This window comes from Amycolatopsis sp. cmx-11-51 (assembly GCF_047608665.1).
Taxonomy (GTDB): domain Bacteria; phylum Actinomycetota; class Actinomycetes; order Mycobacteriales; family Pseudonocardiaceae; genus Amycolatopsis.
On sequence record NZ_JADNQO010000011.1, the window covers coordinates 211,209 to 236,932 of the forward strand.

Below are 25,724 nucleotides of genomic sequence, written 5' to 3' on the forward strand. Positions count from 1 at the left end.
ATCGGCCAAAAACAAGAGAGTTAAGAAAGTTTCCTTACTATTACCTCAAATGACGCTTGCGTGACCGTGCCCTAGCGTGAGCGCATGACGATCGACTTGAGCGCGCGCGGCGAGACCTTCCGGGAATTCTGGACCGAGCGGCATCTCGCCACGCTGACCACCGTCCGCCCCGACGGGACCCCGCATGTCGTCGCCGTCGGGGTCACGGTGGACTTCGAGGCCGGGATCGCCCGCGTGATCACGTTCCGCTCGTCCAAAAAGGCCCGCATGATCAAGGAAGCGGACGAACAGGGCATTCCGGTCGCCGCCTGCCAGATCGACGGGCCCCGATGGTCCACATTGGAGGGTCGCGCGGTGCTGCGCGAAGATCCGGAGTCGGTCCGCGACGCCGAGAACCGCTACGCCGCGCGGTACCGGCAGCCCAAACCGAACCCGGAGCGCGTGGTCATCGAGATCACCGTGACCCGGATACTCGGCAACGCCTAACCGGCGAACCGGTCGCGGCGATGATGAGGGCGCTGACGGCGAGCAGGGACTGATCACCGGCGGCGAACAGCAAGACACCGCAGCGGCGATCACGGCCGGGAGCGTGTACGTCCACCGTTCGGTGATGCGCGCGACGAGCCGGGCATCGACCTTCCCGCGCCGAACCCGAGCAGCGAGAACGTGGCGGGTGGCTGCCCCGCCCGGCCACTGCCCCAATGACGCATTGGGGGCACTGAGCGTCTCGGAGAGGGGTGTGTGGAAAGAGGGACTTTGAGTGTCCCTATTTCCACACACCCCTCTCCGGATCTGGTGGTCACAGGGACTCCTCGTGCGGGACTTACTCCTCACTGACCCGAAACGCCACTCGGGACCGGCGCCCTGGGTGGCTCGAAGTACATGAAGGCCCCCTTCCTGGCACAAGGTCTCGGCAAAGTGGCGGAGCTGCTGGTCAGCGCTGTTGATGAAGCTCCGCGACCGGTGCGCCCCCGCGACGATGAAGGAATGGGGATACTCAACGTCCCCATTCCTTCATCAACAGCCTCATGCAGCGACGAAGAGCCGCCTGACCGGTAAGACCTCGACTTCGCCGGGACCCTGACCCTGAAAGTAGGCGAGGAGCCCTTCACGGACCCGCGCTCAGGCGACGAACAGGCTGAGCAGTCCTTCCACCGAACGCACGATCACCCGCGCGGCGGCGCGTTCGGCGTGCGCGGCGTCGGCCCGTTCCGCCTCGTGCCGCCATGCGGCGAGCGCGCTCTCGGCAGCCGCGTGGATCTCGGCCGGATTCGCGCCGGGTTCGAGGCCGAGCCGTTCGGTGGGCGCGACTCCCTGCGCGCCGAGCAACCGGGTGGCCTCCTCGGCGATCTCTCCGGACAAGGCCGTGCGCCCGCCGCGGACGTCGGCGATGAGCCGCAACTCCCGGAAATCGTGTGCGGCGGCGGCGAACCGCTCCACCCGCGCGGCCAGCCGGTCACCGTGCGGGAGCGGTTCGGTGGCGAGCAGGCCTTCCAGCCGCAGCACCGCCGTGCGTGCCTTCAGCGCTTCGGCCCTGGCGACGAAGCATCCCGCTAGCGTGTCCCGCAGGTCGCCGAGACCGCTGCGGTGCACGAGTTCCGCCGAAAGTTTCAGCCTGCTCTCGCAGCCGGTGCGGATCAGGGTGATCGCCAGCCGGACACCGTAGAGCCCGAACCGCGCCACCAGATGTTTCCTCGACTCCGGTGGGATCCGCACCGGGAACGGATCGTCCACAAAGGAATCCACGGACAGGAGATAGCGCTCCAGATCCGGACGGGAGATCGACGCCAGTGCGCGCAGCGCCTCGAACTCGTCGTCCCGCAACGCCCGGCCCGCGTATCCCAGTTGCCCCGCGACCGCGATGACGCCTTGGAAGCCCGCGCAATTCGGGTCCTCGCGCCAAGCCCGCCGCGCCAGCTGTTTCGCGGTGAGCAAGGCGTCGATCCGGCCGGCACCGACCTCGTCGGCCCGGCCGAGTACCAGTACCGAGTTCACCGCGCTCTGCCGTGCGAACGCCGAACCGCCCACCGGCCGGGCACCGGCGAGTTCGTCCGGTTCGAGGTGGCGCACCAGGCGCACCGTCGCGTCGACGTGCTCGGCGGGTGCCGGGGTGTCGAACAGCTCGAGTTCACGCAGTGCCCTCGTCGGCCATTCCGCCAGCGCGGAGACCAAAGTGGACTTGCCGGTCCCCGGTGTGCCGACGAAGCCGACCCGTAGCGGCTCCTCCAGTCGCTCCAGGCATTCCCGCAGCATCGCCACCGCGTGCGGGCGCTCCCGGTAGAGCACGACGGCGTCACTCAGCAGTTCACGGACGTCGAGCGCCGTCACGCGGAAAGCTCCCGGCGTGGCGCGGCGCCACTGCCGAGCGCCCCCGCCTTCCGGTGCAGCGCGGCGAGCCGGTCGATTTCCTTCTTGACCCGCTGCGTACGCCGGTCGCGTTCGGCGGATCCGGCGATGATCAGTTCCCGTTGGCGCGTCAGCTCTTCCGCGAGGTCGTCCGACAGCGCGGTGAAATGGTCACGCAACCGCCGCTGGACCTGGCGGATCTCGTCCTTGATCTCCTTGCTGAACCGGATGAACACGTCGTCGACGTGGCGCTGCGCCGCGGCCTTCGCCAGTGCCTGGCGCCGTTGCAACCGCATCCCGCCTTCGTCGCGCACGCTCTTGGTGGCGAACGCGACACCGGCGCCGAGGGACACCGGGTTGATCAGCGGCAGCCCGGCGAGACTGGTGACCAGTCCGAACATCAGCACGCCGCCGTAGGAACCACGCAACCCGGTGAAGAGTTTCTGGCCGATCTTGAATCGCTCGATCTTGGGGGTGCCGACTTCGGGGATCGAGTCCACTCCGGACCCGGTCAGCGGCAGAACCGGGGCCTGGCCGTACCGTGCGCCGAAACCGGTGGCGACCGCGTGCGCGATCCACGTCGACCGGTCGGACACCCAGTTGTAGTTCGTCTCGACGGCCTCGGCGAGGTTCTCTTCCAGCCAGGTCTGGAAATCCGGCCAGATCTGCACCGGGTCGCCTTCGTCGAAGGTGCGGTCGATATGCCGCACGATCACCCGGGTCCGCTCACGCAGGTCGTATTCGGCGTCGGAGACCAGGTCGGTGATCTCGTCCGACAATATGTTCTGCCAGCGGACGTTCTGCCGCCGCAGCTCCTCGGTACGCCGTTGTGCCTGGTGCAGCAGGGTGACCTGGTCGACCCCGCTGTCCTGCGAGAAGGCGTCGAGCCGTGTCTGCAGCGTCTCGACCAGTTCGACCGCCGCCGCGCGGACGCTCACCGCGGCGGCGAGCGCCCGGGTGCGTTCGATCGGGCGCGCGGCCTGTTCCCCCACCCAGTTCAGGAGTTCCGGGTAACCGGACCGTCCATTGAGGTCGGTGTCACCGGCCTTGGCTGCGGCTTGGCGCACTGTCGCGGACACGGGGAACACGTCGGCGACGACGCCGGTCTGTGAAAGCGCGGCGCGGTTGCGGGCGGCGAGTTCCCGCCAGTCGGGGCTGACGTCGATCTTGGTCAGCGCCAGCACCAATGCCGGGCACCAGGTCCGGATGTGCCGGGCCAGCGCGAGTTCGGCGGGCTGGAGTTCCTGTGTCGCGTCGGAGACGAGGATCACCGCGTGCGCGTCGGCGAGGACGTCGAGGGTGGCCGCCGTCCTCGGCGAGCGGGGGTCCCCGATCGCCGGGGTGTCCACCAGCACCAGTCCCGTGCCGAGCAGTTCGCGCGGCAGGCCGACCTCGACCCGGCGCAGCGAACCGGGCGGCCGGACCTCGAGTTCCTTGGCGAGGTCACCGACCGGCACGCGTTCACGGGCGTGCCCGACCAGGGTGGCGGCGGGATCGTGGGCGTACCCGATCTCGGTGGGGACGGCGGGTGTACTCGCGTCCCCGACCGCGCAGACCGGGGCGTTCAGCAGCGCGTTGAGCAGGTACCCCTTGCCCTGCTTGGGAAAACCGACCACCGCGATCCGGGTGCCCGGCACCTGCCGGTCCCGTCTGCGCCGGAGGCGTTCGGCCAGGTCGGCGCGACCGTGGGCGGCACAGGCGTCCAAGGTCTCGTTGAGCAAGTCGAGCCAGGCGGGGGCTGTCACGGGGATGCAGTGTTCCCTTAACCAAGCGTGGAATCAATGTGGCATGAGCCAACACGGGCGTGCGGGCCCCGCGACCTGGTGTGGTCGCGGGGCCCGGGCACGAAAATGAAAAATATTCGGCTCAGCCGATGTGAATGTCGTTGCCCGAGGCGATGTCGCCGGCACCGATGTTGATGTCGCCGATGTTGTGGCCGATGTTGCCGACCCCGGAGACCACGTCGTGGACGTCGGAGACACCAGCGTGGTTCGCGACGTTGGCGACGTCGTTGGCGACGTTGCCCGCGATGTTGCCGGTCACGTCGCCGTGGTTGTTGGCGATGTCGCCTGTGTAGTTGTTCGCGACGTCGTGCACCTTGGTGGTGACGTCGGCGACGCCGACCTTGCCGATGACGCTGGTCAGGTCGCCGACCTGGGACAGGACGGCCGGGGAACCGCCCACGACACCATCGACGCCGGGCAGGGCGGTGTTCAGGTCACCGACGGCCGGAACCGCGTCGACGGCCGGAACTCCGGCGGCGTCCACGATCGAGACGTCGTGGACGAGGTCGGTCGCGGTGCCGATGGCGCCGTTGGCGATGGCACCGTTGGCGATGACGCCGTTGGCGACACCGGCGGCCTGGCCGAGGGAAGCGGCGTCGAGGCCGAGCGCGAGGTCGTCGGTCAGCCCGAAGCTGCCGACGGTGTTCTGCGCGAGGGCGGTCACGCCGGCGGCGGCGTTCGACACGTCGGTCACGTCGGACACGACCGGGACGGCGGGCAGGCCCACCTCGGGCAGGCCCGGCACGGACGGGAGACCCGGGAGACCGGCCTCGGGCAGGCCCGGCAGGGTGCCGACGCCGGGAACGTCGACCGGCAGGCCGGCGGTCAGCGCGGTGAGCTGCTCGATCGCGCCCTGGACACCGTCGGCGCACTCGCCGTCGGTGCCGTTGACGACGTTCGCGACGCCGCCGAAGCCCGCCAGGTTGTCGGTGGCGGTGTCGACCGGGACGAAGTCGAGCACCAGCGGGACGACCTCGTGCACGTCGGCGGCGTTGATGTCGCCGAGGCCAGCCTCGGCGAGGACCTGCTGCGGGTCGTTGGCGAACGCCACGCGGGCGGCGGTGTCGTTCAGCAGGTTCAGCGTGAAGTCGTGCAGGGTCTGGACGGAACCCATGGAAGGACTCTCCTGGTGGTCTAGGTCGGTGGGCAAGCGCAGCGCGCCGACGGCACGGCTGGTCGCAGTAACCGAAGCTAGTGCGGGGGTACCTCTCAGCACATCGGGGATCACTCCTGGTCGTCACTCACTCAGCCGATAGGGGATCGGTATGACATCGTTAGGGCGTTAGGGGCTTAAGCGAGACGCACCCGGTTGGGTTTAATGCCAACACTCACCCGAATGGGTAAAGCCGTTCGGGTGATTGGCCCTAGTTGGCCCTCAGGGGCTGGTCAAGCGAAGGAGGATGCGCGTTGCCCTACGTCCTCGGCATCGATATCGCCTCGACCCGCACCACCGCCGCCACCTGTGTGAACCAGGGCGACGGCTGGGGCGTGCCCGAACCGTCGTGGCTCGGCGGGCGCCGCCCGTCGGCGGCGTCCGCGGTGTTCCTCGACGACGACGGCTACCTGCTCACCGGGGACGCCGCCGTCGACGAGGGTCGGTCGGCCCCCGCTCGGCTGCTGACCGGGTTCCACGAGCGGATCGGCGACGACGTCCCGGTGATCGTCGGCCGCGAACGGTTCCCCGCCGAATCCCTCAGCGCCGTCCTCGTGGACGCGGCGGTGGATCAGGCGGCCGAGCGCTTCGGTGAGAAACCGCGGCACATCGTGCTCACGCACCCCGTCGGCTGGGGCTCGTTCCGCCGCGACCTGCTGCACCGGGCACTGACCGAAGCCGGATACCCCCACGCCACGCTGGTACCGGCGCCCATCGCCGCACTCCACGCGTACCTCGCCCCGCAAGGCGAGGTCACCGCCGGGATCTGCGAGTTCGGCCCGGACGGCGCGGTGGTCACGATCGCCGCCGCCGGGATCAACGGCTGGCAGCCGGTCAAGACGGTGGAAGGCGTCGACCCCGGCGAGGCCGTCGGCAAGGTCTTCGAACTCGCGCACGGCGCCGGGATCCAGCCGACGGCGTTGGCGGGCATCGTGTTCTGCGGCGAGGCCCCGCCGGTTCCCGGCCGGACGCCATGCCCCGTCTTCGCCTCCAGCGATCCCGTGCTGACGGTGGCGACCGGCGCGGCCAACATCGCCGCACGACGTGACGTTCCCCAACCCGGCGGTTCGCACTCGATCGCCTCGGCCTCGGTGGCAACCGCGGAGACCACCCTGCTCCCCCGGGTCGACGCGCCAGGAGAGCTCACCGAGCGGCCCGAACGGCCGCCGGTCGACATCACCCCGTTTCCGTTGCCAGAACGCACCGGGGCGGCGAAACTGCTCAGCCGTCGCAAGCCCCTCGTCGCCGCAGCCGCGGTCGCGGTGCTGGCCGCGACCGCCCTGCTGCTCACCTTGACCACTCGAGAAGCCACCGCGGACAAGGGTCCCGAAGCTCCTCCCACCACTTCGAGTTCCTGCGCACCGCCCACCCCCGGTGCCGCCACCTCACCCGAAGGTCGCTGTTGAACGCACTGCTAGACAAACCCGGCATCATCCATCCGGGTGCCCGGCGCCTGCTCGACGAGGTGACCGCCGCCCCGGAATTACCGGTGCGGGTCACCGTCGTCGCCCCCGGCGGGCACGGGAAGACCCATCTGCTCGGTCTCCTCGGGCGCCACTACGCGGGTGCCGGGGTCGAGGCTCTTCTGGTCGACGACGCCGACCAGCTCGGCGACGACGAGATCGCGAAGATCAGGGCACTGGCGGAAGAAACGACCACGCCCGTCGTACTGGCCTTCCGCCCGACGGCGCGGACCACCACCTTGCGCGCACTCGCCGACTCCTTCGGCAGATCGGTGTCCTTGGGCGCGCTCGGCGTCGATGACGTCCGACGGCTCGTCGAGTACGCCGGCGGTGACGCGGCCACGGCCGAAGAGGTTCACGCCAGAACCGGTGGTGTGCCGGGACTCGTGCTTCGCGCCGTCACCGGCAGGCTCGCGGACTTCCGCGGCGAGCTGGAACAACTGGACGACGACGTGCACCGCTACCTCATCGCGGCCGAAGCCGGTGCCAGCCGGAATCTCGATCTGCTGGCGGCGCTGCTCAACCGCGATCGCGAGGGCCTGCCCGAGATCTTCGACGGCGCCAGGGCGACCGGACTCCTCGGCGAGGGCGACGTCCTGCTGCCGATCGCCGCCGAAGCCGTCCGCGTCTGGGGTTCGCCGGGGCGTCGGCTGACGGTGCTGCAGCGGCTGGTGGAACTCCAGTTGCGTGACGGGCTTCCGGTACTGGACCTCGCTCGTTCCCTGCTGGGAACGGGAAGTTCGGGTGCGAGCGCGGCGGCGGCGTTCGAGGCGGCCGCGCGTGAGGCGATGCCCGACGACACGAAACTCGCGGCGCGGTTCTACGAAGCCGCGTCCGAGGCCGGTGGGCGCGGCGCGGCGCTCACCGTCGGCTGGGCGCACGCCGCGGCGCTGGCCGGTGATCTCGACACCGCGCTCCGGCTGGGTGACGGCATGCTCGGCAGTACGTCGGATACGGACGCCAGGGCCGCGGGCGCCGAAGTGGCCGCGACCGTGCTGGCGCATCGCGGCGAACTGGCGCACAGCGCGGAGCTCTATCAATGGTCCGGCCGGGCCGGGTCGAAGGCGTTCGCCGCGATCGCCTTGCTGGGCACCGGAAAACTCGAAGCCGCCCGTGGCGTGCTGGAGACCCCCGAAGTCCCGACCCTGTTCGCGGGCGCCGCCTCACGCACCGCGCGCGCCGTCACCGATTCGGTGTCCGGCTGCGGCTCCGAAACCCTGTCGGCCCTGCTCGGCGCGGCGTCGATGTTGGAGTCGGCGGGGGCGCCGGCACCCCTGCCGGACAGCCCGGCGGCCCTCGCGGCGTTGGTGGGCCTGCATTCCGGCGAACTCGCGCTGGCCGAGTCGGTGCTGAGCCGCGCGGTGAGCGGGCGGATCGGCGGCGACCTGCTCGCGAAACGGCACCGGCTGCTGCTCGGCTGGGTCGCGATGACCGCGGGCGACCTCAAGACGGCCGCCGAGGCCTTGATGCCACCGGAGGGTCTCGAAGCCCGCGACGAACTCTTCGCCGCCACCCTCCAACTGGGCCTGGCGCGACGGGCGAGCGACCTTCCCTGGCTGCAACGGTCCTGGGACCGGGCGTACCAGGCTTCGATGCGACAGCAGCCGAACCTGTATTCGTTGCTGCCGCTGGGAGAACTCGCGATCGCGGCCGCGCGGGGCGGCGCGAGCGCCAAACTGGCCGGGCAGCTGGAGCGGGCGCATACGGTGCTCGACGCGCTCGGCAACCCTCCACTGTGGACAGCGACGTTGCGCTGGCACGAACTGCACGCCGCCATCACCGTCGAGAATCACGCGTCGGCCGGTGAACATCTGGCCGCGCTGAACGACTTCGCTTCCTGCGGACGGTATCCGGCGGCACTCGCCTCCGCCGCGACCGGCTGGCTCGCGGTCCTGACCGGGACCTTCGACCCCGAAACGATCACCGCGTCCGCGTCGGAACTGCACGAACTCGGGCTCTGCTGGGACGCTTCCCGGCTGGCCGGGCAGGCGGCGATCCGGACCTCGGACCGCAAGGCGATGGTCCAGTTGCTCGAAGCGGCCAGGCAGTTCCAGGGCCGCGCTCCGGAACCCGTCGCGGCTACCGGGCTGAACGCTTTGAGCGAACGGGAACTGGAGGTTCGCGCGGCTCGTCGTCGACGGGCTGACGTACAAACAGGCCGGGAGCAAGCTGTTCATCTCGGGGAAGACCGTGGAGCACCACATGGCCCGGATCCGGGGGAAACTCGGGGCCGGGGACCGGCGGGAGCTGCTGGCGATGTTGCGGGAGATGCTTCCGGAAAGTTCTTGAAAGAAGCCCGAGACGAGTTGTCGGATCGGGGTGGTGGCGTTCGTAGCAAGGGTGAGGCCGCCTGCGAAGGGGCGGCGCCCAGGCAAGGAAACCGCGGTCAGGCAGCGCGCCGAGGCTTTCCTGTTCGGCCGACAGACTCGAAGGACGTGACGATCCGGGTCCACCGGCCGGCCGGGCGCCCGCGGTACGCGACGGCCTGAACGACCACGCTGTCCAGACGCCACAGGAGATGATCTTCCGATGAAGTACCTGGTTTCCGTGATCGACGACAAGAGCAACCCCGGCAGCACCGACCGGGAGCCTGCCATCAGCGAGTTCAACGAACGACTGATCGCCGAGGGCCACTGGGTTTTCGCGGGCGGGCTCGCGGACACCGACACGGCCACGGTCATCGACAACCGGGGCGAGCGGCCGGTGTTCAGCGACGGGCCGTTCGTGGAGTCGAAGGAGTACCTCGCCGGCGTCTGGGTGTGGGAGGCCCCCGATCTGGACGTGGCGCTCAAGCTCGCCACCGAGGCGTCGAAGGTCTGCGATCGCAAGATCGAGGTGCGGCCGTTCCGGTGAGCGACGTCGAGAAGGCGATCACCAGGGTCCACCACGAGGAGTGGGCCCGGGTGGTCGCCGCCCTGGCCAGGCGCTTCGGTGACCTCGACATCGCCGAGGAGGCGGCCGCCGAGGCGTTCGCGACCGCCGTCGAGCGGTGGCCGTCCGACGGCGTACCCCCTAACCCCGGCGCCTGGCTGACCACCACCGCCAACCGCAAGGCCATCGACCGGATCCGGCGTGAGAACAAACGCGACGACAAGCAGAAGGAGGCTCGGACGGTGTACGACGACGACCCGCACGAGTCTCTCGGCGCCATCGACGACGACCGGCTCCGGCTGATCTTCACCTGCTGTCACCCGGCGCTGGCGACGCAAGCCCGCGTGGCGCTGACCCTGCGCCTGCTCGGGGGGCTGACCGTTCCCGAGATCGCCCGCGCCTTCCTGGTCCGGGAAACCACCTTGGAGCAGCGGATCACCCGCGCGAAAGCCAAGATCAAGGCGACCCGCATCCCCTATCGCGTGCCGACCGCGGAGGATCTGCCGTCGCGCGTCTCCGGCGTACTCGCCGTCCTCTTCCTCGTCTTCAACGAGGGCTACCTGGCGACCGGCCCCGACACCGATCCGGTCCGTCACGACCTGACCGCCGAGGCGATCCGGCTCACCCGCCTGATCCGTGCCCTCATGCCGCGGGACGGTGAGGTGGCCGGGCTGCTGGCGCTGATGCTGCTCATCGAGGCCCGTCGCACCGCCCGGGTCTCGGCAGGCGGCGAACTGGTCATTCTCGACGAGCAGGACCGCGGGGCCTGGGACACGGCACTGATCGCCGAGGGCCACCGGCTGGTGCGCGAGCGCCTCGCCGCCGCCTCCGCAGGGGTCGCTCCGGGCTGCTACCAGATCATGGCCGCGGTCAACGCCGTGCACACCTCCGCCCGCGACGTCCGCGACACCGACTGGTCGCAGATCGTCGCCCTCTACGACCAGCTCGTCCACCTCGATCCCTCGCCGATCGTCGCCCTCAACCGGGCCATCGCGGTCGCCGAACTCGACGGACCGGAGGTGGCACTGGCCATCGTCGACCGTCTTGCCGAACCGTTGGCCGGCTATCACGCCCACCACGCCACCCGCGCCGACCTGCTGCGCCGGCTTGGCCGCAGTCAGCAGTCGCGCGCGGCGTACGACAAAGCCATCGAGCTGGCGGGCAACACCGCCGAGACCGCCTACCTGACCCGCCGCCGCGACCAACTGTCGCCAGGGTGATGTCGTCAGTCCGGCAGGATCGGGAGTCTCGTCAGGCGGCGAAGACGGTGCGGACGACGGACTCGTCGCCGTCGATCTCGACCAGCCCGAGGGCGCGGGCGTCGCTGAGGGTGAGAGCCCCGGCGGCCAAGGCGAGGACATGGGCGGGGTCGGCGCGGACGGTCGCGTCGAGGTCGCGGCCGTCCTGCGGACCGACTTCGAAGCCGGAGTGCGTCGCGTGGAGCTGGAGGGGCGGGTCGCCGATCTCGAGGCCGACCGTCGCCGGGGCGCGGACCTTGACCCTGGCGTCGAGCAGAGCCGGGACGGCGAGGGCGAGCCACTCGGGGCGGAAGGAGTCGCCGCCGGGGCCGCGGACCATCAACGGGGTGGACCAGCGGATCAGGCTCTCGATCGGCTGCCTCAGCTCGGCACCCCACGGCGTGAGGGCGTACTCGACCACGCTGCCCTCCCCGGACAGTCGCCGCTCGACCACGCCCGAGGCTTCGAGGTCGCGGAGGCGGTCCGCGAGCAGGTTGGTCGCGATGCCGGGAAGGCCGTCGATCAGGTCCCGGTAGCGGGCGGGGGCGATGAGGAGCTGGCGGACGATGAGCAGGTTCCACCGGTCGCCGACGACCTCGAGGGACCGGGCGAGCCCGCAGTACTGACCATAGCTACGCATCGGATCCCTCGCTTGATTAACTCAAGTGCGCGTGACAAGCTCAAGTCTAGCGTGAAACCGAGCGGAGAGGGCTGTCATGGTCGATACCTCCAGGAGCGTGCGGCCCTCCTGGGTCGACGACGACCTGTTCCCGTTCAAGAGCCGTTTCGTCGCTATCGACGGGCACACCGTGCACTACGTCGACGAGGGGTCAGGCCCCACATTGCTGCTCCTGCACGGCAACCCGACCTGGTCTTTCCTCTGGCGCGACGTGATCCGCGCGTTGCGCGACGACTTCCGGTGCATCGCCCTCGACCACCCGGGCTTCGGGCTGTCGACGGCGAAGCCCGGCTATCGCTACTGGCCCGAGGAACACGCGGACGTGGTCACCGCGTTCGTCGACGCGCTCGGCCTGAATGAGGTCACTCTGGTCGGACAGGACTGGGGTGGCCTGATCGGCCTGGCCGCCGCGCAGCGACGGCCAGGCGTCTTCGACCGGTTGGTGCTCGCCGACACCTGGGCATGGCCGGTCAACGGCGTCTTCCACTTCGAGTACTTTTCACGCGTCTTCGGCGGCCCTGCAGGCCGCTTCCTGGCCCGGCGGCTGAACTTCGTCGTCAACGTGTTCGTCCCCCTCGGTCACCCGCGGCGGAAGCCGACCGCACCCGAGATGACCCACTACCGGCGGGCCATGGCCACCCCCGAGCGACGCCAGGCCTCCGCTGTATTCCCCCGCCGGGTCCTCAGCAGCCGGGCCTTCTTCGCCGAGGTCGAAGCCGGTCTCGCCGACGTCGCCCAACTCCCCACACTGATCCTGTGGGGTGACAAAGACATCGCCTTCCGTCGACAAGAACGCGAGCGCCTGGAAGCGACCTTCACCGACCACAAGACCGTGATCGTCGAGGGCGCCGGCACCTACGTGGAATCCGACGCACCAGAGGAGTTCGTCGCCGCGATCCGCGGCTGGACCGCGACACAGCGCGGGGAAACGAGCCGCGCGTAGGACATGTAAGCCACTTTCACGGCATGGATCGGACCGACGCCCAGATCTCGTGTCGGTCAACGCCGGTGGAGAGCGGCCCGCCGGTCGAGCTGTCGTCTGTCAAGTCGCCTGGGGGTTCTGTGTCACCTTGCTCAGACCCGCGGACTCGTCCTCGATCACGCCGACCTGCTCCAGGTCCTCCGGCGCGGGCATGTGACGGATGCTGTCGCTGCCCTTGTGGTCGTGGGCGCGGCTGTACTGGGAATCCAGCACCCGCAGCAGTTTGCTCGCCGCCCCGGCGTACGCGTCGTCCACGGTAGCCGCGTGGTGGGTGACCGCGACCGGTTGTTTACCACCGGGCCGCGCCTCGATCACGCACTTCTTGTCCTCCGGCTTGCCGCCTCCGTCCTCGCTGAGGTGTACCTCGACCCGGGTCAGCCATCCAGCGAACCGGGACAGGCTGTTCTCCAGATCGGTGGTCACATAAGCGGCCAATCCTTCGCCACCGTGGATTTTGTGATCGGTGTTGACTTGGATCTGCACGAGCACCCTCCAAAACGGGACAGCCTTGATCTCCGTCAATACCACGAGGACGGCCGGCTCAAACCCCGGCGACATGGAGATGGGCGGTCAAGTCTCGGCAACCGGCTGCTTCCTCCCCCATCCACCGCCTGCCGCGCTCATCCTTTTCGCGGGTAGACGCCCGATGCCAGGGCGCGTAGGAACGAAGGATGGCTCAGGAGAGGTCCAGACGAGTGTTCCTGTCCACGTCGGCCGCGCTGTCCGCGGTCGCCCTCACCGGCGTGCCGGCCGGTGCCGAGCAGCTCGGCGATCGAGGGCCCGGCGGATCCGTTCCACCGCAACGGCCCGACGCGGAACTCCGAGCGATCCTGCGAGAGATCGACGAGCACCGCATCGAGGCCACCGTGCGCAGGCTCGCCGCCTTCGGGACGCGGCACACGTTGTCCTCGCAGACCGATCCGGTCCGGGGAATCGGCGCCGCCCGCGACTGGATCCTCGCGGAGATGCGGAAGTCCGCGGAAAAGTCGGGCGGCCGGATGAAGGTCGAGCCGCAGTCGTACGTGCAGCCGCCCACCCCGCCCCGGATCCCTGTCGCCACCACCATCACCAACATCGTCGCCACGCTGCGCGGATCGACCACGCCAGAACGGGTCTACGTCGTGTCGGGCCACTACGACTCGCGGTGTTCGGATCCGCTCGACGCGACGAAGGACGCGCCCGGCGCCGACGACGACGCCTCCGGAGTGGCCGTCGCGATGGAACTCGCCCGGGTGCTCGCCACTCGCCGCCCGGCCGCGACCATCGTGTTCGCGGCGGTCGCGGGCGAAGAACAGGGCCTGTTCGGCGCGCGGCACCTGGCCACGCTCTACAAGGCGGCGGGCACGAACGTGCAGGGGATGTTCACCAACGACATCGTCGGTTCGAGCCGCGCGGACGACGGGACGCGGGATCCGCGCACGATCCGGTTGTTCGCCGAGGGCGTGCCGACGTCGGAAACCCCGGCGCAGGCCGAAATCCGGCGCTCCGTCGGCGGCGAGAACGATTCACCCTCCCGTCAGCTGGCACGGTTCGTACGGTCGGTCGCGGAGAACGAAGCGACCGGCATGTCCGTGCGGGTGATCTACCGGCGCGACCGCTACCTCCGGGGTGGTGACCACATCCCGTTCCTGGAGCAGGGGTATCCGGCGGCGCGGTTCACCGAGCCACACGAGGACTTCGCGCATCAGCACCAGGACGTCCGGGTGGAGAACGGCGAGCAGTTCGGCGACCTGCCGGAGTTCTGCGATTTCCCGTTCATCGCCAGGGTCGCGCGGGTGAACGCGGCCACGATGTGGTCGCTGGCGACCGCGCCCGGCACCCCCGAGGAGGTCCGGATCCGGACGAACCGGCTGACGAACGACACGGATCTGGTGTGGCGGCGCGGAACCGACCCGGATCTCACCGGCTACGAGGTCGTCTGGCGGGAGACGACGGCGGCCGAATGGACGCACTCCATCAGGGTCGGTGACAAGACCGAGGCTAAGGTGGAGCTGTCGAAGGACAACGTGTTCTTCGGCGTTCGGGCGGTCGGGAAGAACGGCCGCCGTTCTCCGGTCGCGTTTCCGACGCCCTTGAGCTGATGCCCCGATGACGATCACGCCCGACGATCTCGACGCGGCGGTGACCAGTGTGGTGAGCGGCCTGCGAAAGGCGTCGACCCACGACTGGTCGTCGGCGCCGGGCACTGGCGAACTGAACGCCTGGCGGACGGCCGAGCACCTCGGCGACTGTCTCATCTCCTACGCCGGATTGCTGATCGCCCGACCGTCGACGCCGCGTTTCGTGTGCTTCGAGTCCGTCGCGGACCAGGCGGCGACGCCGGCGCAGATGCTGGAGTTCATCACCGTCGGCGGCGGCATCCTGAGCGCCACCCTGCGCACGGTGACCCCGGACGTCCGCGCTTACCACCCGAGCGGTTACGCCGACATCGAGGGCTTCGCCGGAATGGGCTGCGTCGAGGCCCTGGTTCACGGCGAAGACATGGCAAGGGGACTCGAAGTCGCCCTCGATCCGCCTCGCGACATCTGTTCACGCGTCCTCACGCGGATGTTCCCGGACATCGACACCATCGACATCGATCCCTGGACCGCGTTGCTGTGGGCGACGGACCGGACGGAACTTCCCGGGCGCCCCTCCCGTGCCGGCTGGCAGTGGCGGGGCGCACCCCTGGGCGACTAACTGAGCAACCGCCGGATGTGCGCGGTGGCAAGTCCGTCGGCGTCGCGGTCCAGGATTAGGCCATCGCACAGTCACTGGCGGCCTACGAGGAGTAGGTGGGTACGGCCGATCGGCGCAACTTGGCCGCTGAAACGTTTGTCATCGCCCGATCGGGGAACTTTTCAGCCATGTCCAGATGGCGAACCACCAGTAGGAGCAACACCGCCGTACGCGTCATCACCGCTGTCGGCGCGCTGTTCGCTTTCATCGAGCTGCTGTACATGGTCATGGTGCTCGCGGGAGCCAACGCGGGCAACGGCTTCTTCATCTTCATCCAGGCGCTGGCGAAGCCGCTGGCGTTGTTCTGGCCGGGACTCTTCCCGGTGAGTGACCCGAATCTCGCGGTTATCCTCGACTACGGTCTGGCCGCGGCGTTCTGGGTGATCCTGGCGGGCGTCATCGCCCGTTTCGCGGCCCGCTGACCCCCCTGCGGCGGCAATCGGCGTCCCGTTCGGCGACACTGGTCGGATGAGCGAAGGCAGATGGTTCGAGCTGAACCCCCTTCCCGAGCTGTTCGGCCTGGCCGCCGCCGGGCGGGCGCTGTTGCCGAACGTGCCGGTGACCCCCGCCGCACTGCTGAAGACCGTGACCGAACAGCTGGTCGGGCGACGGCTCACGGCCAAGGTGGACGGGCACGACGTCGGGCTCACCCTGACCGGGCTCGACTACCAGGCCGACAGCCTCAGTCTGGCCGCCACCGGCCGGATCGGCGACGTCCGCATCGTCGTGGAGGACGTCGACTGGCCGGAAACCCCGCTGAGGCGCATCACCGTGCTGGCGTCGAACGTCCGGCTCCGTTCACTCCCATCCCCGGCCGCCATCCCCGAACAGGTGAAGATGGCGATCCGGTTGGCCCCCGAAATCCTGCAGGCACGCGTGGCCGAGGTCCGGCCAGGTATCATCGTGACCCCCGGCGAGGACGGCCATTTCCACGTCCGCTGGGAAAAGCGGCCCCGCTGGGGACATCTCGCCTTGGAGTCCACTGTGGACGGCGAATCGGTCGTCCTGCGGCCGATGGCCGTCCACATCGGACGGCGCCGGTTCGGGCCGCCGTCCCGCCTCAAACCGATCGTGCTTCCCCTGCCGGAACTCCCGCGAGCGGTCCGGCTCACCGCGGTGGAGGCACACGACGGCCACCTCGTTCTGCACGCGCTGGCCGAGGAATGGCCGGAAAAGCTGTCCACCGTCCCGCTTGGCGACCTGCTGGGCTGGGTGACGACGGCGGTGACCACGCTGACCCTGCCGAAGCTCGGCGGCCGCTGACCCTCGCCACCGCAGGGGCGGCGAGGGTCATCGACGGCATTCAGTGGATCAGCTGTGCAGCGGTCCCTCCGCGACACGCAACGCGGGCGCGGACGGCGTCGCGGCGGTCGCGGCGCTTTCGGCCTGCGTTCCGGCCGAGGAGCGCACAAGCCCAGCGGACTTCCCGCAGACCTTCTTCTTCTCGTCCGAGGTCATCTTCTTGCCGACCGTCCTGGTCTGGCCCACAACGCCGGGAGCGGGGCCTTCACCGCTGAAGTTCCAGACATACCACTGGTGGTGCCCCCATTTTCGGTTGTTGTACCACATGTCGTACGAGCCGCTGGCCACCCGCATCACCGGCGAACGGTCCAGGCCCGCCCAGTAACCGGGGTTGACCTCGATCCGGGTCTCGACGCTCTCGCTGGTCTCCCAGCCCCATTCCTGGCCCCACGTCCGCTTGTACGCGACCGACCAGTCGACGAGGAACTCGAAGCCCGCGGTCACGCTGATCTCGTTCGAGACCGTGTTCTTCCCGCTGCGGGTGTCGCGTTTGCCGATCACCTGGGTGATCTTGTTGGCACTGCAGTTGTACACCGTGTCCACGCGACCCCAGTTGCCGTAGAAGTCCTGGCCGCGCTGGTCGACGTGGGCGTTGCAGTCCCGGGTGGCGCGGCCGCAGTCCTTGAGCAGTTCGGCGCGGGAGGGTCCGCGCGAATACACCACCGAGCTGCCGAGGTCGTTCATGTTCGACCCGTAGTTGCCGCTGTCGTTGGCGTACCACTCCTGGCTGGCGCCCTGGTATTCGGCGTCCGAGTACATCGTGATGTAGCAGTTGTAAAAGGTCTGGAACGAGGAGATCTTGTCGTTCCAGCCGCCGAGGAAGCCGATGGTCTGGTTGGTCCCCTCGACGCATGGCGACCCGGTGACGGCGACGCTCGCGCCACCGAAGTTCGCGTGTTCGTACAGCACGCTGATCACCGTGGCGGAGACGCCCACCTTGCCCGCCGAGGCCGTGGCGAGCGATTCACCGACGCTACCGAAGCACCGGAACGCGCCGCTCGCCGTGTCGGCGACGCAGTGGTCGTCGCGCTGCTCGGCGTTCGCCGGGACACCACCGGCCAGGCATACCATCACCGCGGCCAGCACGGCCGCCCCAAGTCTGTACTTACGCACGTCTGAGCTCCCTAGGAGAGACGGAATCCGACCACGACCGGATCGGCGTCGCCCAGTCCAGCGCAGGGAACCCCGGCTTGCCCATGCAGAACAACCGGCAGACTGGTTCCCGCTTACCGATGATCGGGACCCCGTCTCAGGCCTCGCCCCGCTCCCGCAGGTATCGCGTGTGGTCGGCCTGCTGATTGACGTCACCGGCGTAGAACCGCTCCGCGACCCGGTGCGCTTCGGTCTCCAGCAGTTCCAGCTGCGCGAGGAGTTCGTCGGACGCGCTCGGCTCGCCACTCGCCCGCCGTTTGGCGGCAAACCACCACGGCAGATTGAGGTAGGTCTGCACGGAAAGCGGCAGATCCGTCCGCACCAGCCTGGTGACGGAGTGCTGGACGTCCGGGTTGGCGGACAACCGATCCGGCCGCGAGAGAAGGTCTTCGAGCACCTCGGCGATCCGCCGCACGTCGTCCACAGAGGACTCCGGCATCCGCTGCTCGTGCGCGGTCACCTTGCCGACCAGCGAAACGAGGTCCGCGCGCAACTGCCCGGCCTCGGCGACGGCGTCCACCGGCACCAGCCGGACCCGTTCGGGCGGCGCGAGCAGGGCGAACACCCCGTACAGCCCGGCGACGACCACGGGCCACAGCCCGCCGACGATGCCGGTCAGGTACAGCGCGAGCCCGATCAGCCCGCCGACGCAACCGGCGAGGTTCTTCGTGGAGCCGAGGTACCGGATCATTGGTACCCGCGGATTTCCTGGAACACCTTGGGCAGCACGTCACCTCGCGCGTCGAACACGTTGCCACCGGTGCGTTTCGCGACCTCGCCGAGTTCGGCCGAGTCGCCCTCGCCGAAGATCACGGTGAACACCGGGATTTGCCGCATCGCCTCCGGCAGCGCCGGGAACTTCCGCTGGAAGTCCTCGAACGTGGACCCGCTCGCGTTCTCCCCGTCGGTCATCAGCACGATCGAGGTGAACCGGTCGGGATCGCGCGCGACCAGCGGGCCCATGACGCTGTACGCGCGCTCGAGGCTGTCGTAGATCGCCGTGCCGCCGTTCGCGTCGAGGCCTTCCGCGAAGTGCTTGATCTTGTCCAACGCGGGCCGGGGATCGCCATCCGGGACGGCGAACGTCTGCGGGCTGCCGGGAACCGTGTCGAACGGCAGCATCGTGACCTCTTCGCGGCTGCGGAACCGGCGGTACCGTCCGGTCAGCGAACCGTCGGCGCCGGTCAGTCCGATCAGCGCGGCGCGCAGGGAATCGATCCGGTCACCCGCCATCGAACCGGAGGTGTCGAGCACGTACAGCGTCCGCGAAGGACGGCGGATCTTGTCGAAGTAGGCGCCCAGCAACGCGTCGACGGCCTGCTGGGTCGCGGGGAACGGCAGCTCCAAAAGGTCTTTCTGCGTGAACTGCTGTCCTGACCCGACTCCAGGGACAACGGGGCGGCGCCGCGTCGTCTCCATGATCTTCCGCTGCGTGTCCGGCGTCCGGAGCCGCTCGGCGAGCTTGCGGTGCGCGTCCCGCGCATCGGAGTTCGCGCTCTGCACCAACGTCAGCGGATAGTCGGCGGTGACGACACCATCGGAGGGATACACCAGTGTCAGTGGTTCGGGAAGCTTGCCGCTCGCGTTCATCGACAACAGGACGGACTCGTAGTTGATCAGGCCGTCGACCTTCTTGCCGGGATCCTGCCCGCTCGCCCGGCGTTGGTAGGCCTCGGAAAGCCAGCCGGACGAACCCGCCGACATCGCCTGCGCGCTGAAGAACTCGGTCAGTTTCGGGGTGACGGAAGCGATCTGCCGCGCGTCGATCGCGTTCCCGGCGCCCGCGAGCGCCGACGCCACCCCGACGAGTGCCGAGAAGCCGGAGTTCGACGCCGACGGATCGGTCATGCCGTAAGTGAAGGCTTTCTTCCCGGCCTGCTCGGCGATCTCACCCCAGCTCACCGGTCTTCCGGCCCAGCCGAGCCGCTGCGCCGCCGACGCGGAAAGCCCGAGCACCACCGGCGAGCTCATGATCTTCACCTGCTCACCCAACCGCTTCGCCGCTTCGGGAACCGCTGCGGGGTAACGGTTCGACGAGAACCAGACGGCGTCGTACTGACCGTCCACCGTCCCGTTCGCCAGCGATTCGGTGCCTTCCAGCGTCCCGGTAAACTGGAACTTGACCTTGACCCCGGTCGCCGCCGCTTCCTGTTCCAGCAACGGCTGCAGGTCCGCGAGTTCGCTGCCCGCCAGCACCCGCAGCGTGCCCGGCTCGGCCTCCCCGAGGTTCCGCGTGTCGCCTTCGCCCGAATCACAGGAAGCGAGTGACAGCGCGCAGATCGCGACCAGTGTGACTACCGCCCAGCGTTTCATGAGGCCCCCTCGGCCGTCGCCGTCTCGTGAGACCGGCGGAGATGGTCTTCGGCCCGCCGGATCTCACCGGACAACGCCTCCACGGTCGCCGCCATCGTCGAGACGGCCCCCGCCTTGAACTCGTCGATCGCGTCGATGCTGCGGTAGATCCGCTCGAACGACTCGCGGATCGTCGCCACCGCGACCGCCGGATCACTGCCCGCGCGCTGGATCTCGGCGCTGCGCAGCTCCAGCATCTCGGCGTTGCCCCGGATCAGCCCGTCGGTGGTGGCCTGTACGGCCTGGACCTCGTCGAGGACGTCGCGCTGCCCGGCGAGCGCGCCGCTCACCAGCAGCGCGACCCGCAGCGCCGCGACCGTGGTCGACACCGCCCGCTCAATCCCCCGGATCAGCTCGTCGTTGTTGCGCCGCACCAGATCCAGCGCCAGGTAGCCCTGCGCGCTGACCGCGAGCTGGGTCAGCAGGTCCTGGTGCCGCTGCCGGATCGGGTGCAGCGCGTCTGCCCGCAACGACTTGGCCCGCGCGGGATCGGTGAAGTCGAAGACGCCCGCCTGTCGGTCGATCGCCGTATCGACGGCCTCGGCGAACGCGGCCGCTTCCGACAGCTTGCCCAGCGTCCCCCACAACCGTTCCCGTTCGCCTTTGAGCGCGGCGTTGTCGCGGCGCAAGACGTCCTGACGCGCACGCAGATCCAGTACCAGCGCGTTCACCGGTTCGTTGGCCGCGCGATAGCGGTCAAGCGCCTTCTTCGCACTGCCCGCGACCGGGATCAGACCCATCAGCTTGCGGCCGGTGATCGGCAGTTTCGCCGGGTCGATCCCCGCCACCGCCCGCCGCAATCCGGCCAGGCTCACCGTCGCCTGTTGTTGCGGTGACGCGATTTCCCCGCGAGTCCCGGCCAGCGCCCGCGTCGACCGGTCGAGCAGTGCCCCCGCGACCGACGCCGCCGCGCGCATGTCGGACTCGCCGACCGCGAGCAGTTCGTCCAGGACGCGGGTGAACTCCGGCGATCGGACGTCGAGCGCTTCGAGCCGCTGGGCGAAACTCTCGGCACGCCTCGCGACCTCGGCGTGCACCTCCGGGCCCAGGGTGATCAGGCCGGCGGCCCGCTCGGCCGGGATCGCCCCCACCGGTTCGGGTGGAGTGAGCGTGAAATCGTCCATCAGTACTGCTTCTTCACGGCGTCGAGCAGGCGCTCCAGGGTTTCGTACGACGGCGGTTCGACGGCGTCCACCAGGTCGGCGGGCACCGGCGCCTTGGCCGCGGCGACGACGTCGGCGAACAACCGCGGGTCGCCGGTGCGGAAACCCAAGGTGGCGGCGAGTTTCCCCAGCTCCGGGTCGGTCGCCAGCAGCCTGCCCACCTGATCGCCGCCTTCTTTCAACGGCACGAGCGTGTGCTTCGAGTACACCGTCGGCGCCATGTAGAGCAGGCGCATGCCGGGCCGGATCGAGCCGTCCGCGCGCACCAGTCTGTCGACGAACTGCGATTCGTAGATCAGCGCCATCGGTGTCTTGCCCATCCCCGCGGCGAGGTAGTCCTCGAACGGGCCTTCGGTGCTGTTCTGCGTGTAGCCCTGGTCGATGAACAGCTTCGACACCCCGGGCAGCACCTTCGCCTCGGCTTCGGGCGTGCTGACCACATTGTTCCCGTTGGCGACGAAGGACACGATCGACAGGTACATCGCCGCCGAGTTCGATTCACGCGGGTCCATGGTCGTGACCAGCACGTTCTTGCGCGCCGGGAAGGCGGTGTTACCGGGAAGCTGGTCCCAGCGCGTGCCTTTCCGCGTGAGTTCGAGGTACTTCGCGACGTCGAGCACCTGGTAGTCCCCGGCGCCCTTGCGCACGATCCCGTTGGCGGTCAGGAGGTTCACGATCGGCTCGAACGTCGCGATCGCCATCGGCGAGTGGAACGGCGTGTGCACGCCGGTCACCTTGTGGTCGCGCTGGATCCGCTGCGCGGCGGGCGACGAGGACGGGAACGCGAACTCGTACTTGCCGAGGTCCATGCTCGCGATCTGCCGCGACCCCGCGGTGTCGACCTCGACCTTCAGCCCGTGTTTGGCGAAGGCGTCCAACACCCGCTTGTCGGAGAAGAACGCGAGCTTCTCCGAACCGATGACCCCGCGCACCGTGGTCAGGTCGGTACCTCGCGCGGTGTTCTCGTCACCGCCCCGGCCCCAGACGATCACGGCCACCACGGCCAGCAGCAGCACCACGGCCAAGCCGATCGACAGACGGCGTTTCACCGACCCCACCCCCTCGTTCACAGGCCTGATCCTTCAGCCCGTTCACCTCTTTTGACGCGCGGGCGAGCCATTTCGAAGTGAACGGTCAATGAACGGCAGACGTCGTCAGATCCTGACGAAATGGTGGGATAGAAGGAAAACGGTGCGGGCGGCGTCGCGGTCCAGTGGCTCGCGAGTGACCCGGTGGCTGACGATGGAGGAATCGGGACGTTCAGTGTCCCGATTCCTCCATCGGCGAAGTCGGTTTCGGACCTGCTCAGCAATGGAACAGGGGTAAGGCAACGGTGGCGTCGGAAGGGGGTGTGGATTTGGGTCAGCTAACGCCAAAACCCACACGGTGAGGGACACGGGCCGACATCAGGACCGGACACCGGCACCACGCCCCCGTCAGATCACGGACTGCTCCGAGACCGGCAGGCATACGGTGAACCGCGTGGCACCGGGTGCCGAGTCGACCCGGAGATCACCCTGGTGCCGCTCGACGACGATGCGCCAGGAGATGTCCAGCCCCAGCCCGGTCCCCTGCCCCACCGGTTTCGTGGTGAAGAAAGGTTCGAAGATCCGCTGCCGGATTTCCGCCGGGATCCCCTGGCCGGTGTCGCCGATCTCTACATGCACGTGATCGTCCACTTTGGACGTCCGCAGGGTCAGGGTGCCGTCGGCGCCCATGGCACCGACCGCGTTGTCGATGATGTTCGTCCAGACCTGGTTCAGTTCGCCCGCGTACGCCGGGATCCGCGGCACCGTGTGGTCGTACTCCTTCACGACGCGGATGCCCCGCGTGATCTTCCCGGCCAGCATGACGAGCGTGGAGTCGAGCCCTTCGTGGACGTCGATCCACTGGTGCGGCGCGCGGTCCATTTGGGAGTACTGCTTGGCTTTGCCGACCAGTACCGAGATCCGCGTCGTCGAATCCTCGATCTCGCCCATCAACATCTCGGTCTCGAGCGCGTACGCCAGCCAGCGGACGGCGCCGTCGAGGAAGGTCTCCCCGACCGAATCGAGCAGCCTGCCGAGATCGGGCACGGTCAGCCCGGCGCGGACGTAGATGTCGGCGAGGTCCCAGCCCTGGTCGATGCCATGGCCGTCGAACCAGTCGCCGATCTCGTCTTCGCGGTCGGCCTGCTGCATCGCGGTCAGCTTCGGCGCCGAGGCGACCTGCTTGACCAGCTGCTCCTGGATCTCGAGCAACTGCTCCAGCAGCGTGGGGTCGACGTTCTTCTTCGCCAGCATCGCGAGTTTGTGCCGCATCCCGGCGACTCGCTCTCGCAACGAGGCCGTCGCCCGCACGGCGGCCGCGGCCGGGTTGTTGAGTTCGTGGGTCAGCCCGGCGGAAAGCTCCCCGAGCGCGAGCAGCCGCCGTCGCGAGCCGATCACGGTGTCGCTGTTGCGCCAGCCGAGATACATGCCCTCCAGCAGATGCGTCGCCATCGGGAACCAGCGGCGGAACTCGGTGGCGAACTCGGCCGCGGGCAAGGTCAGGAAGGTGAGGTCGCTGACCGCGTGCACCGAAGCGCCGTAGGTGTGTTCGGTCTCCTGGTGCACGAAGAACTGGGTCGCGCCGCAATACGCGCCGCGCTGGTCGGACCGGATCGTCTCGACCTCGGTACCGCCGACGAGCCGCGTCATCCTCAGCGCGCCGGACAGCAGGAGATAGAAACAGGTGGCCGGATCACCCTCACGCATGATCGTGGTGCCACCGGTGTACTGCTCCAGTACGGCGTGTTCGTCGATCCAGTCGAGCTGTTCCTCGCTGAGGTGCTCGAAGAGGAAGAGCCCGCGCAGTTCCTCCCTTGGCAGAACGCTCATTGCTCCTCCAGATACCGATGCACCAAGGTGACCGCCATGGCACCTTCGCCGACGGCCGAAGCGACGCGCTTCACCGACGCCGCGCGGACGTCGCCCGCCACGAACACCCCGGGGACGGACGATTCGAGGTAGTGCGGGTCGCGATCGAGCGGCCAGCCCGGCGGGTGGGCGCCGTCGGTCAGCAGATCGGGCCCCGTCCGCACGAAACCGCGGTCGTCGCGCTGGATTTCCGTGCCCAGCCAGTCGGTGCGCGGCGCCGCGCCGATGAAGATGAACAGGTGGCCGGTGGGTACGGTCTCGGTCGCGTCGCCGTTCTCGCACAGGGTCAGCTGTTCGAGGTGGTCTTCGCCATGCGCCTCGATCACCGTGGTCCGGGTGCGGACGTGGATGTTGCCGATCGCGGCGATCTGCTCGATCAGGTAGTGCGACATCGACGCTTCGAGCGACTGGCCGCGGACGAGGATGGTGACCTCGGCGGCGTGCTTGGAGAAGAAGACGGCCGCCTGGCCCGCCGAGTTCGCGCCGCCGACGATGTAGACGTGCTCACCCTTGCACTCGGGCGCCTCGGTGGCGGCGGAGCCGTAGTAGACGCCGCGACCGGCGAGGTCGGCGATGCCCTTGGCCTCCAAGGCGCGGTAGGTGACACCGCTGGCCAGCACCACGGAATGCGCGGCGATCTCAGTCCCGTCGCCGAACAGCACGACCCGCGCCGAACCGCGCACCTCCAGGCCCACGACGTCGCGGGTGGTGAGCACTTCGGCGCCGAACTTCACTGCCTGCCGCCGCGCGCGGTCGGTGAGCTGCGCGCCGGAGACGCCGTCCGGGAAGCCGAGGTAGTTCTCGATACGCGAACTGGTGCCCGCCTGCCCGCCGGTGGCCTTGCGCTCGACGATGACCGTCCGCAGCCCCTCCGACGCGCCGTACACGGCCGCCCCGAGCCCGGCGGGCCCGCCGCCGATGACGATCAGGTCGTAGAACTCCTGCGCGGGCCGCGTGGACAGGCCGACGGCGTCGGCGAGTTCCGGTCCGGACGGCTGGCGCAGCACCGTGCCGTCCGGCGTGACCAGCACCGGGATATCGTGCGGCGCGGCTTCCGCGGCCTCCAGGATCCGGCGGCCCTCGTCGTCGTCGACGGAGTACCAGCGGTACGGCACGGCGTTGCGCGCGAGGAAGTCGCGCAGGTGGAACGACGGCGACGAGTACCGGTGGCCGATGAGCTTGATCTCGTCGACCGGCCGCTCCCCCACCGCGCGCCAGGTCTCCACCAGCGCGTCGATGACCGGGTAGAGCTTCTCCTCCGGCGGGTTCCACGGCTTGAGCAGGTAGTGGTCGACGTCGACCACGTTGATCGCCTGGATCGCGGCGTCGGTGTCGGCGTAGGCGGTCAGCAGCGCGCGGCGGGCGTTCGGGAACAGGTCCATCGCCTTCTCGAGGAAGGCGATTCCGTCCATCTGCGGCATCCGGTAGTCGGCGAGGATGGCGGCCACGGCGTCGCCGCGCAGCTTGATCTCGCGCAGCGCGTCGAGCGCGTCGGCGCCGGAATCGGCCCGGATGATCCGGTAGTCCTTCCCGTACCGTTTGCGCAGGTCGCGGGCGACCGAACGGGATACGGCGGGATCGTCGTCGACGGTCAACAGGATCGGCTGGCTCACCGGATCAGCCT

Annotated in this window: 21 protein-coding genes and 1 pseudogene; 10 read left to right on the forward strand and 12 right to left on the reverse strand. The window is 69.1% G+C overall.

Features of this window, described 5'->3' with window-relative positions; all coding sequences use genetic code 11:
• Positions 1-84 precede the first annotated feature (84 nt).
• On the forward strand, positions 85-486 hold the full coding sequence (locus tag ACM6LU_RS30040) for a PPOX class F420-dependent oxidoreductase (protein WP_414941161.1): 402 nt from the start codon (positions 85-87) through the stop codon (positions 484-486).
• A gap of 636 nt (positions 487-1,122) precedes the next feature.
• Here ACM6LU_RS30040 and ACM6LU_RS30045 read toward each other — a convergent pair.
• The 3 genes from ACM6LU_RS30045 to ACM6LU_RS30055 all read right to left on the reverse strand — a co-directional run bounded on the left by ACM6LU_RS30045 (position 1,123) and on the right by ACM6LU_RS30055 (position 5,244).
• Entirely contained in the window at positions 1,123-2,328 is a 1,206-nt protein-coding gene (locus ACM6LU_RS30045) for a GTPase (protein WP_414941162.1), read from the reverse strand.
• Entirely contained in the window at positions 2,325-4,091 is a 1,767-nt protein-coding gene (locus ACM6LU_RS30050) for a dynamin family protein (RefSeq protein WP_414941163.1), read from the reverse strand. The genes ACM6LU_RS30045 and ACM6LU_RS30050 overlap by 4 nt, the downstream gene beginning before the upstream one ends.
• Positions 4,092-4,212: 121 nt before the next feature.
• Complete coding sequence (locus ACM6LU_RS30055; RefSeq protein WP_414941164.1) at positions 4,213-5,244, reverse strand: IniB N-terminal domain-containing protein; 1,032 nt, start codon at positions 5,242-5,244, stop codon at positions 4,213-4,215.
• Positions 5,245-5,537: 293 nt separating this feature from the next.
• Here ACM6LU_RS30055 and ACM6LU_RS30060 point away from each other — a divergent pair, with 293 nt between their 5' ends.
• The 4 genes and pseudogenes from ACM6LU_RS30060 (at position 5,538) to ACM6LU_RS30075 (ending at position 10,837) form a co-directional block, all read left to right on the forward strand.
• Entirely contained in the window at positions 5,538-6,689 is a 1,152-nt protein-coding gene (locus ACM6LU_RS30060) for a molecular chaperone DnaK (protein WP_414941165.1), read from the forward strand.
• A pseudogene (locus ACM6LU_RS30065) lies at positions 6,686-9,035 on the forward strand (LuxR C-terminal-related transcriptional regulator). Before ACM6LU_RS30060 ends, ACM6LU_RS30065 begins: the two are co-directional and overlap by 4 nt.
• 240 nt (positions 9,036-9,275) lie before the next feature.
• Complete coding sequence (locus tag ACM6LU_RS30070) at positions 9,276-9,599, forward strand: YciI family protein (protein ID WP_414941166.1); 324 nt, start codon at positions 9,276-9,278, stop codon at positions 9,597-9,599.
• Complete coding sequence (locus tag ACM6LU_RS30075) at positions 9,596-10,837, forward strand: RNA polymerase sigma factor (protein ID WP_414941167.1); 1,242 nt, start codon at positions 9,596-9,598, stop codon at positions 10,835-10,837. Before ACM6LU_RS30070 ends, ACM6LU_RS30075 begins: the two co-directional genes overlap by 4 nt.
• 31 nt (positions 10,838-10,868) lie before the next feature.
• On the opposite strand, the gene ACM6LU_RS30080 is transcribed toward ACM6LU_RS30075, so the two are convergent.
• Positions 10,869-11,495 carry a winged helix-turn-helix transcriptional regulator gene (locus tag ACM6LU_RS30080; protein ID WP_414941168.1) on the reverse strand — a complete coding sequence of 209 codons (627 nt, stop codon included), beginning with the start codon at positions 11,493-11,495 and terminating at the stop codon, positions 10,869-10,871.
• Positions 11,496-11,571: 76 nt separating this feature from the next.
• Here ACM6LU_RS30080 and ACM6LU_RS30085 point away from each other — a divergent pair, with 76 nt between their 5' ends.
• Complete coding sequence (locus ACM6LU_RS30085) at positions 11,572-12,477, forward strand: alpha/beta fold hydrolase (protein ID WP_414941169.1); 906 nt, start codon at positions 11,572-11,574, stop codon at positions 12,475-12,477.
• A 99-nt stretch (positions 12,478-12,576) separates the two neighbouring features.
• Here the strand turns inward: ACM6LU_RS30085 and ACM6LU_RS30090 are convergent, their stop codons facing one another.
• Positions 12,577-12,999: an HPF/RaiA family ribosome-associated protein gene (locus tag ACM6LU_RS30090; protein ID WP_414941170.1), complete on the reverse strand. Its 423-nt coding sequence runs from the start codon at positions 12,997-12,999 to the stop codon at positions 12,577-12,579.
• Between the two features lie 188 nt (positions 13,000-13,187).
• On the opposite strand from ACM6LU_RS30090, the gene ACM6LU_RS30095 reads away from it, so the two are divergent.
• The 4 genes from ACM6LU_RS30095 to ACM6LU_RS30110 all read left to right on the forward strand — a co-directional run bounded on the left by ACM6LU_RS30095 (position 13,188) and on the right by ACM6LU_RS30110 (position 16,497).
• Positions 13,188-14,597 carry a M20/M25/M40 family metallo-hydrolase gene (locus ACM6LU_RS30095; protein WP_414941171.1) on the forward strand — a complete coding sequence of 470 codons (1,410 nt, stop codon included), beginning with the start codon at positions 13,188-13,190 and terminating at the stop codon, positions 14,595-14,597.
• A 7-nt stretch (positions 14,598-14,604) separates the two neighbouring features.
• Positions 14,605-15,195: a hypothetical protein gene (locus tag ACM6LU_RS30100; RefSeq protein ID WP_414941172.1), complete on the forward strand. Its 591-nt coding sequence runs from the start codon at positions 14,605-14,607 to the stop codon at positions 15,193-15,195.
• A gap of 167 nt (positions 15,196-15,362) precedes the next feature.
• On the forward strand, positions 15,363-15,656 hold the full coding sequence (locus tag ACM6LU_RS30105) for a hypothetical protein (RefSeq protein WP_409491077.1): 294 nt from the start codon (positions 15,363-15,365) through the stop codon (positions 15,654-15,656).
• Between the two features lie 46 nt (positions 15,657-15,702).
• Positions 15,703-16,497 (forward strand): hypothetical protein, encoded by a 795-nt coding sequence (locus ACM6LU_RS30110; RefSeq protein WP_414941173.1) that lies wholly within the window; start codon positions 15,703-15,705, stop codon positions 16,495-16,497.
• A 48-nt stretch (positions 16,498-16,545) separates the two neighbouring features.
• Here ACM6LU_RS30110 and ACM6LU_RS30115 read toward each other — a convergent pair whose 3' ends face one another.
• From ACM6LU_RS30115 to ACM6LU_RS30145, 7 genes are all read right to left on the reverse strand, one after another.
• A complete protein-coding gene (locus ACM6LU_RS30115; RefSeq protein ID WP_414941174.1) occupies positions 16,546-17,649 on the reverse strand; it encodes a peptidase inhibitor family I36 protein in 1,104 nt (367 codons plus the stop codon).
• A gap of 136 nt (positions 17,650-17,785) precedes the next feature.
• Positions 17,786-18,379: a hypothetical protein gene (locus ACM6LU_RS30120; RefSeq protein WP_414941175.1), complete on the reverse strand. Its 594-nt coding sequence runs from the start codon at positions 18,377-18,379 to the stop codon at positions 17,786-17,788.
• Complete coding sequence (locus ACM6LU_RS30125) at positions 18,376-20,001, reverse strand: substrate-binding domain-containing protein (RefSeq protein ID WP_414941176.1); 1,626 nt, start codon at positions 19,999-20,001, stop codon at positions 18,376-18,378. The genes ACM6LU_RS30120 and ACM6LU_RS30125 overlap by 4 nt, the downstream gene beginning before the upstream one ends.
• Positions 19,998-21,164 carry a toxic anion resistance protein gene (locus ACM6LU_RS30130; RefSeq protein ID WP_414941177.1) on the reverse strand — a complete coding sequence of 389 codons (1,167 nt, stop codon included), beginning with the start codon at positions 21,162-21,164 and terminating at the stop codon, positions 19,998-20,000. The genes ACM6LU_RS30125 and ACM6LU_RS30130 overlap by 4 nt, the downstream gene beginning before the upstream one ends.
• Positions 21,164-22,252, reverse strand: a complete 1,089-nt coding sequence (locus ACM6LU_RS30135) for a hypothetical protein (RefSeq protein ID WP_414941197.1) — start codon at positions 22,250-22,252, stop codon at positions 21,164-21,166. Before ACM6LU_RS30135 ends, ACM6LU_RS30130 begins: the two co-directional genes overlap by 1 nt.
• Before the next feature lie 387 nt (positions 22,253-22,639).
• Complete coding sequence (locus ACM6LU_RS30140; RefSeq protein ID WP_414941178.1) at positions 22,640-24,061, reverse strand: ATP-binding protein; 1,422 nt, start codon at positions 24,059-24,061, stop codon at positions 22,640-22,642.
• Positions 24,058-25,713, reverse strand: a complete 1,656-nt coding sequence (locus tag ACM6LU_RS30145; RefSeq protein WP_414941179.1) for an FAD-dependent oxidoreductase — start codon at positions 25,711-25,713, stop codon at positions 24,058-24,060. Before ACM6LU_RS30145 ends, ACM6LU_RS30140 begins: the two co-directional genes overlap by 4 nt.
• Positions 25,714-25,724 lie beyond the last annotated feature (11 nt).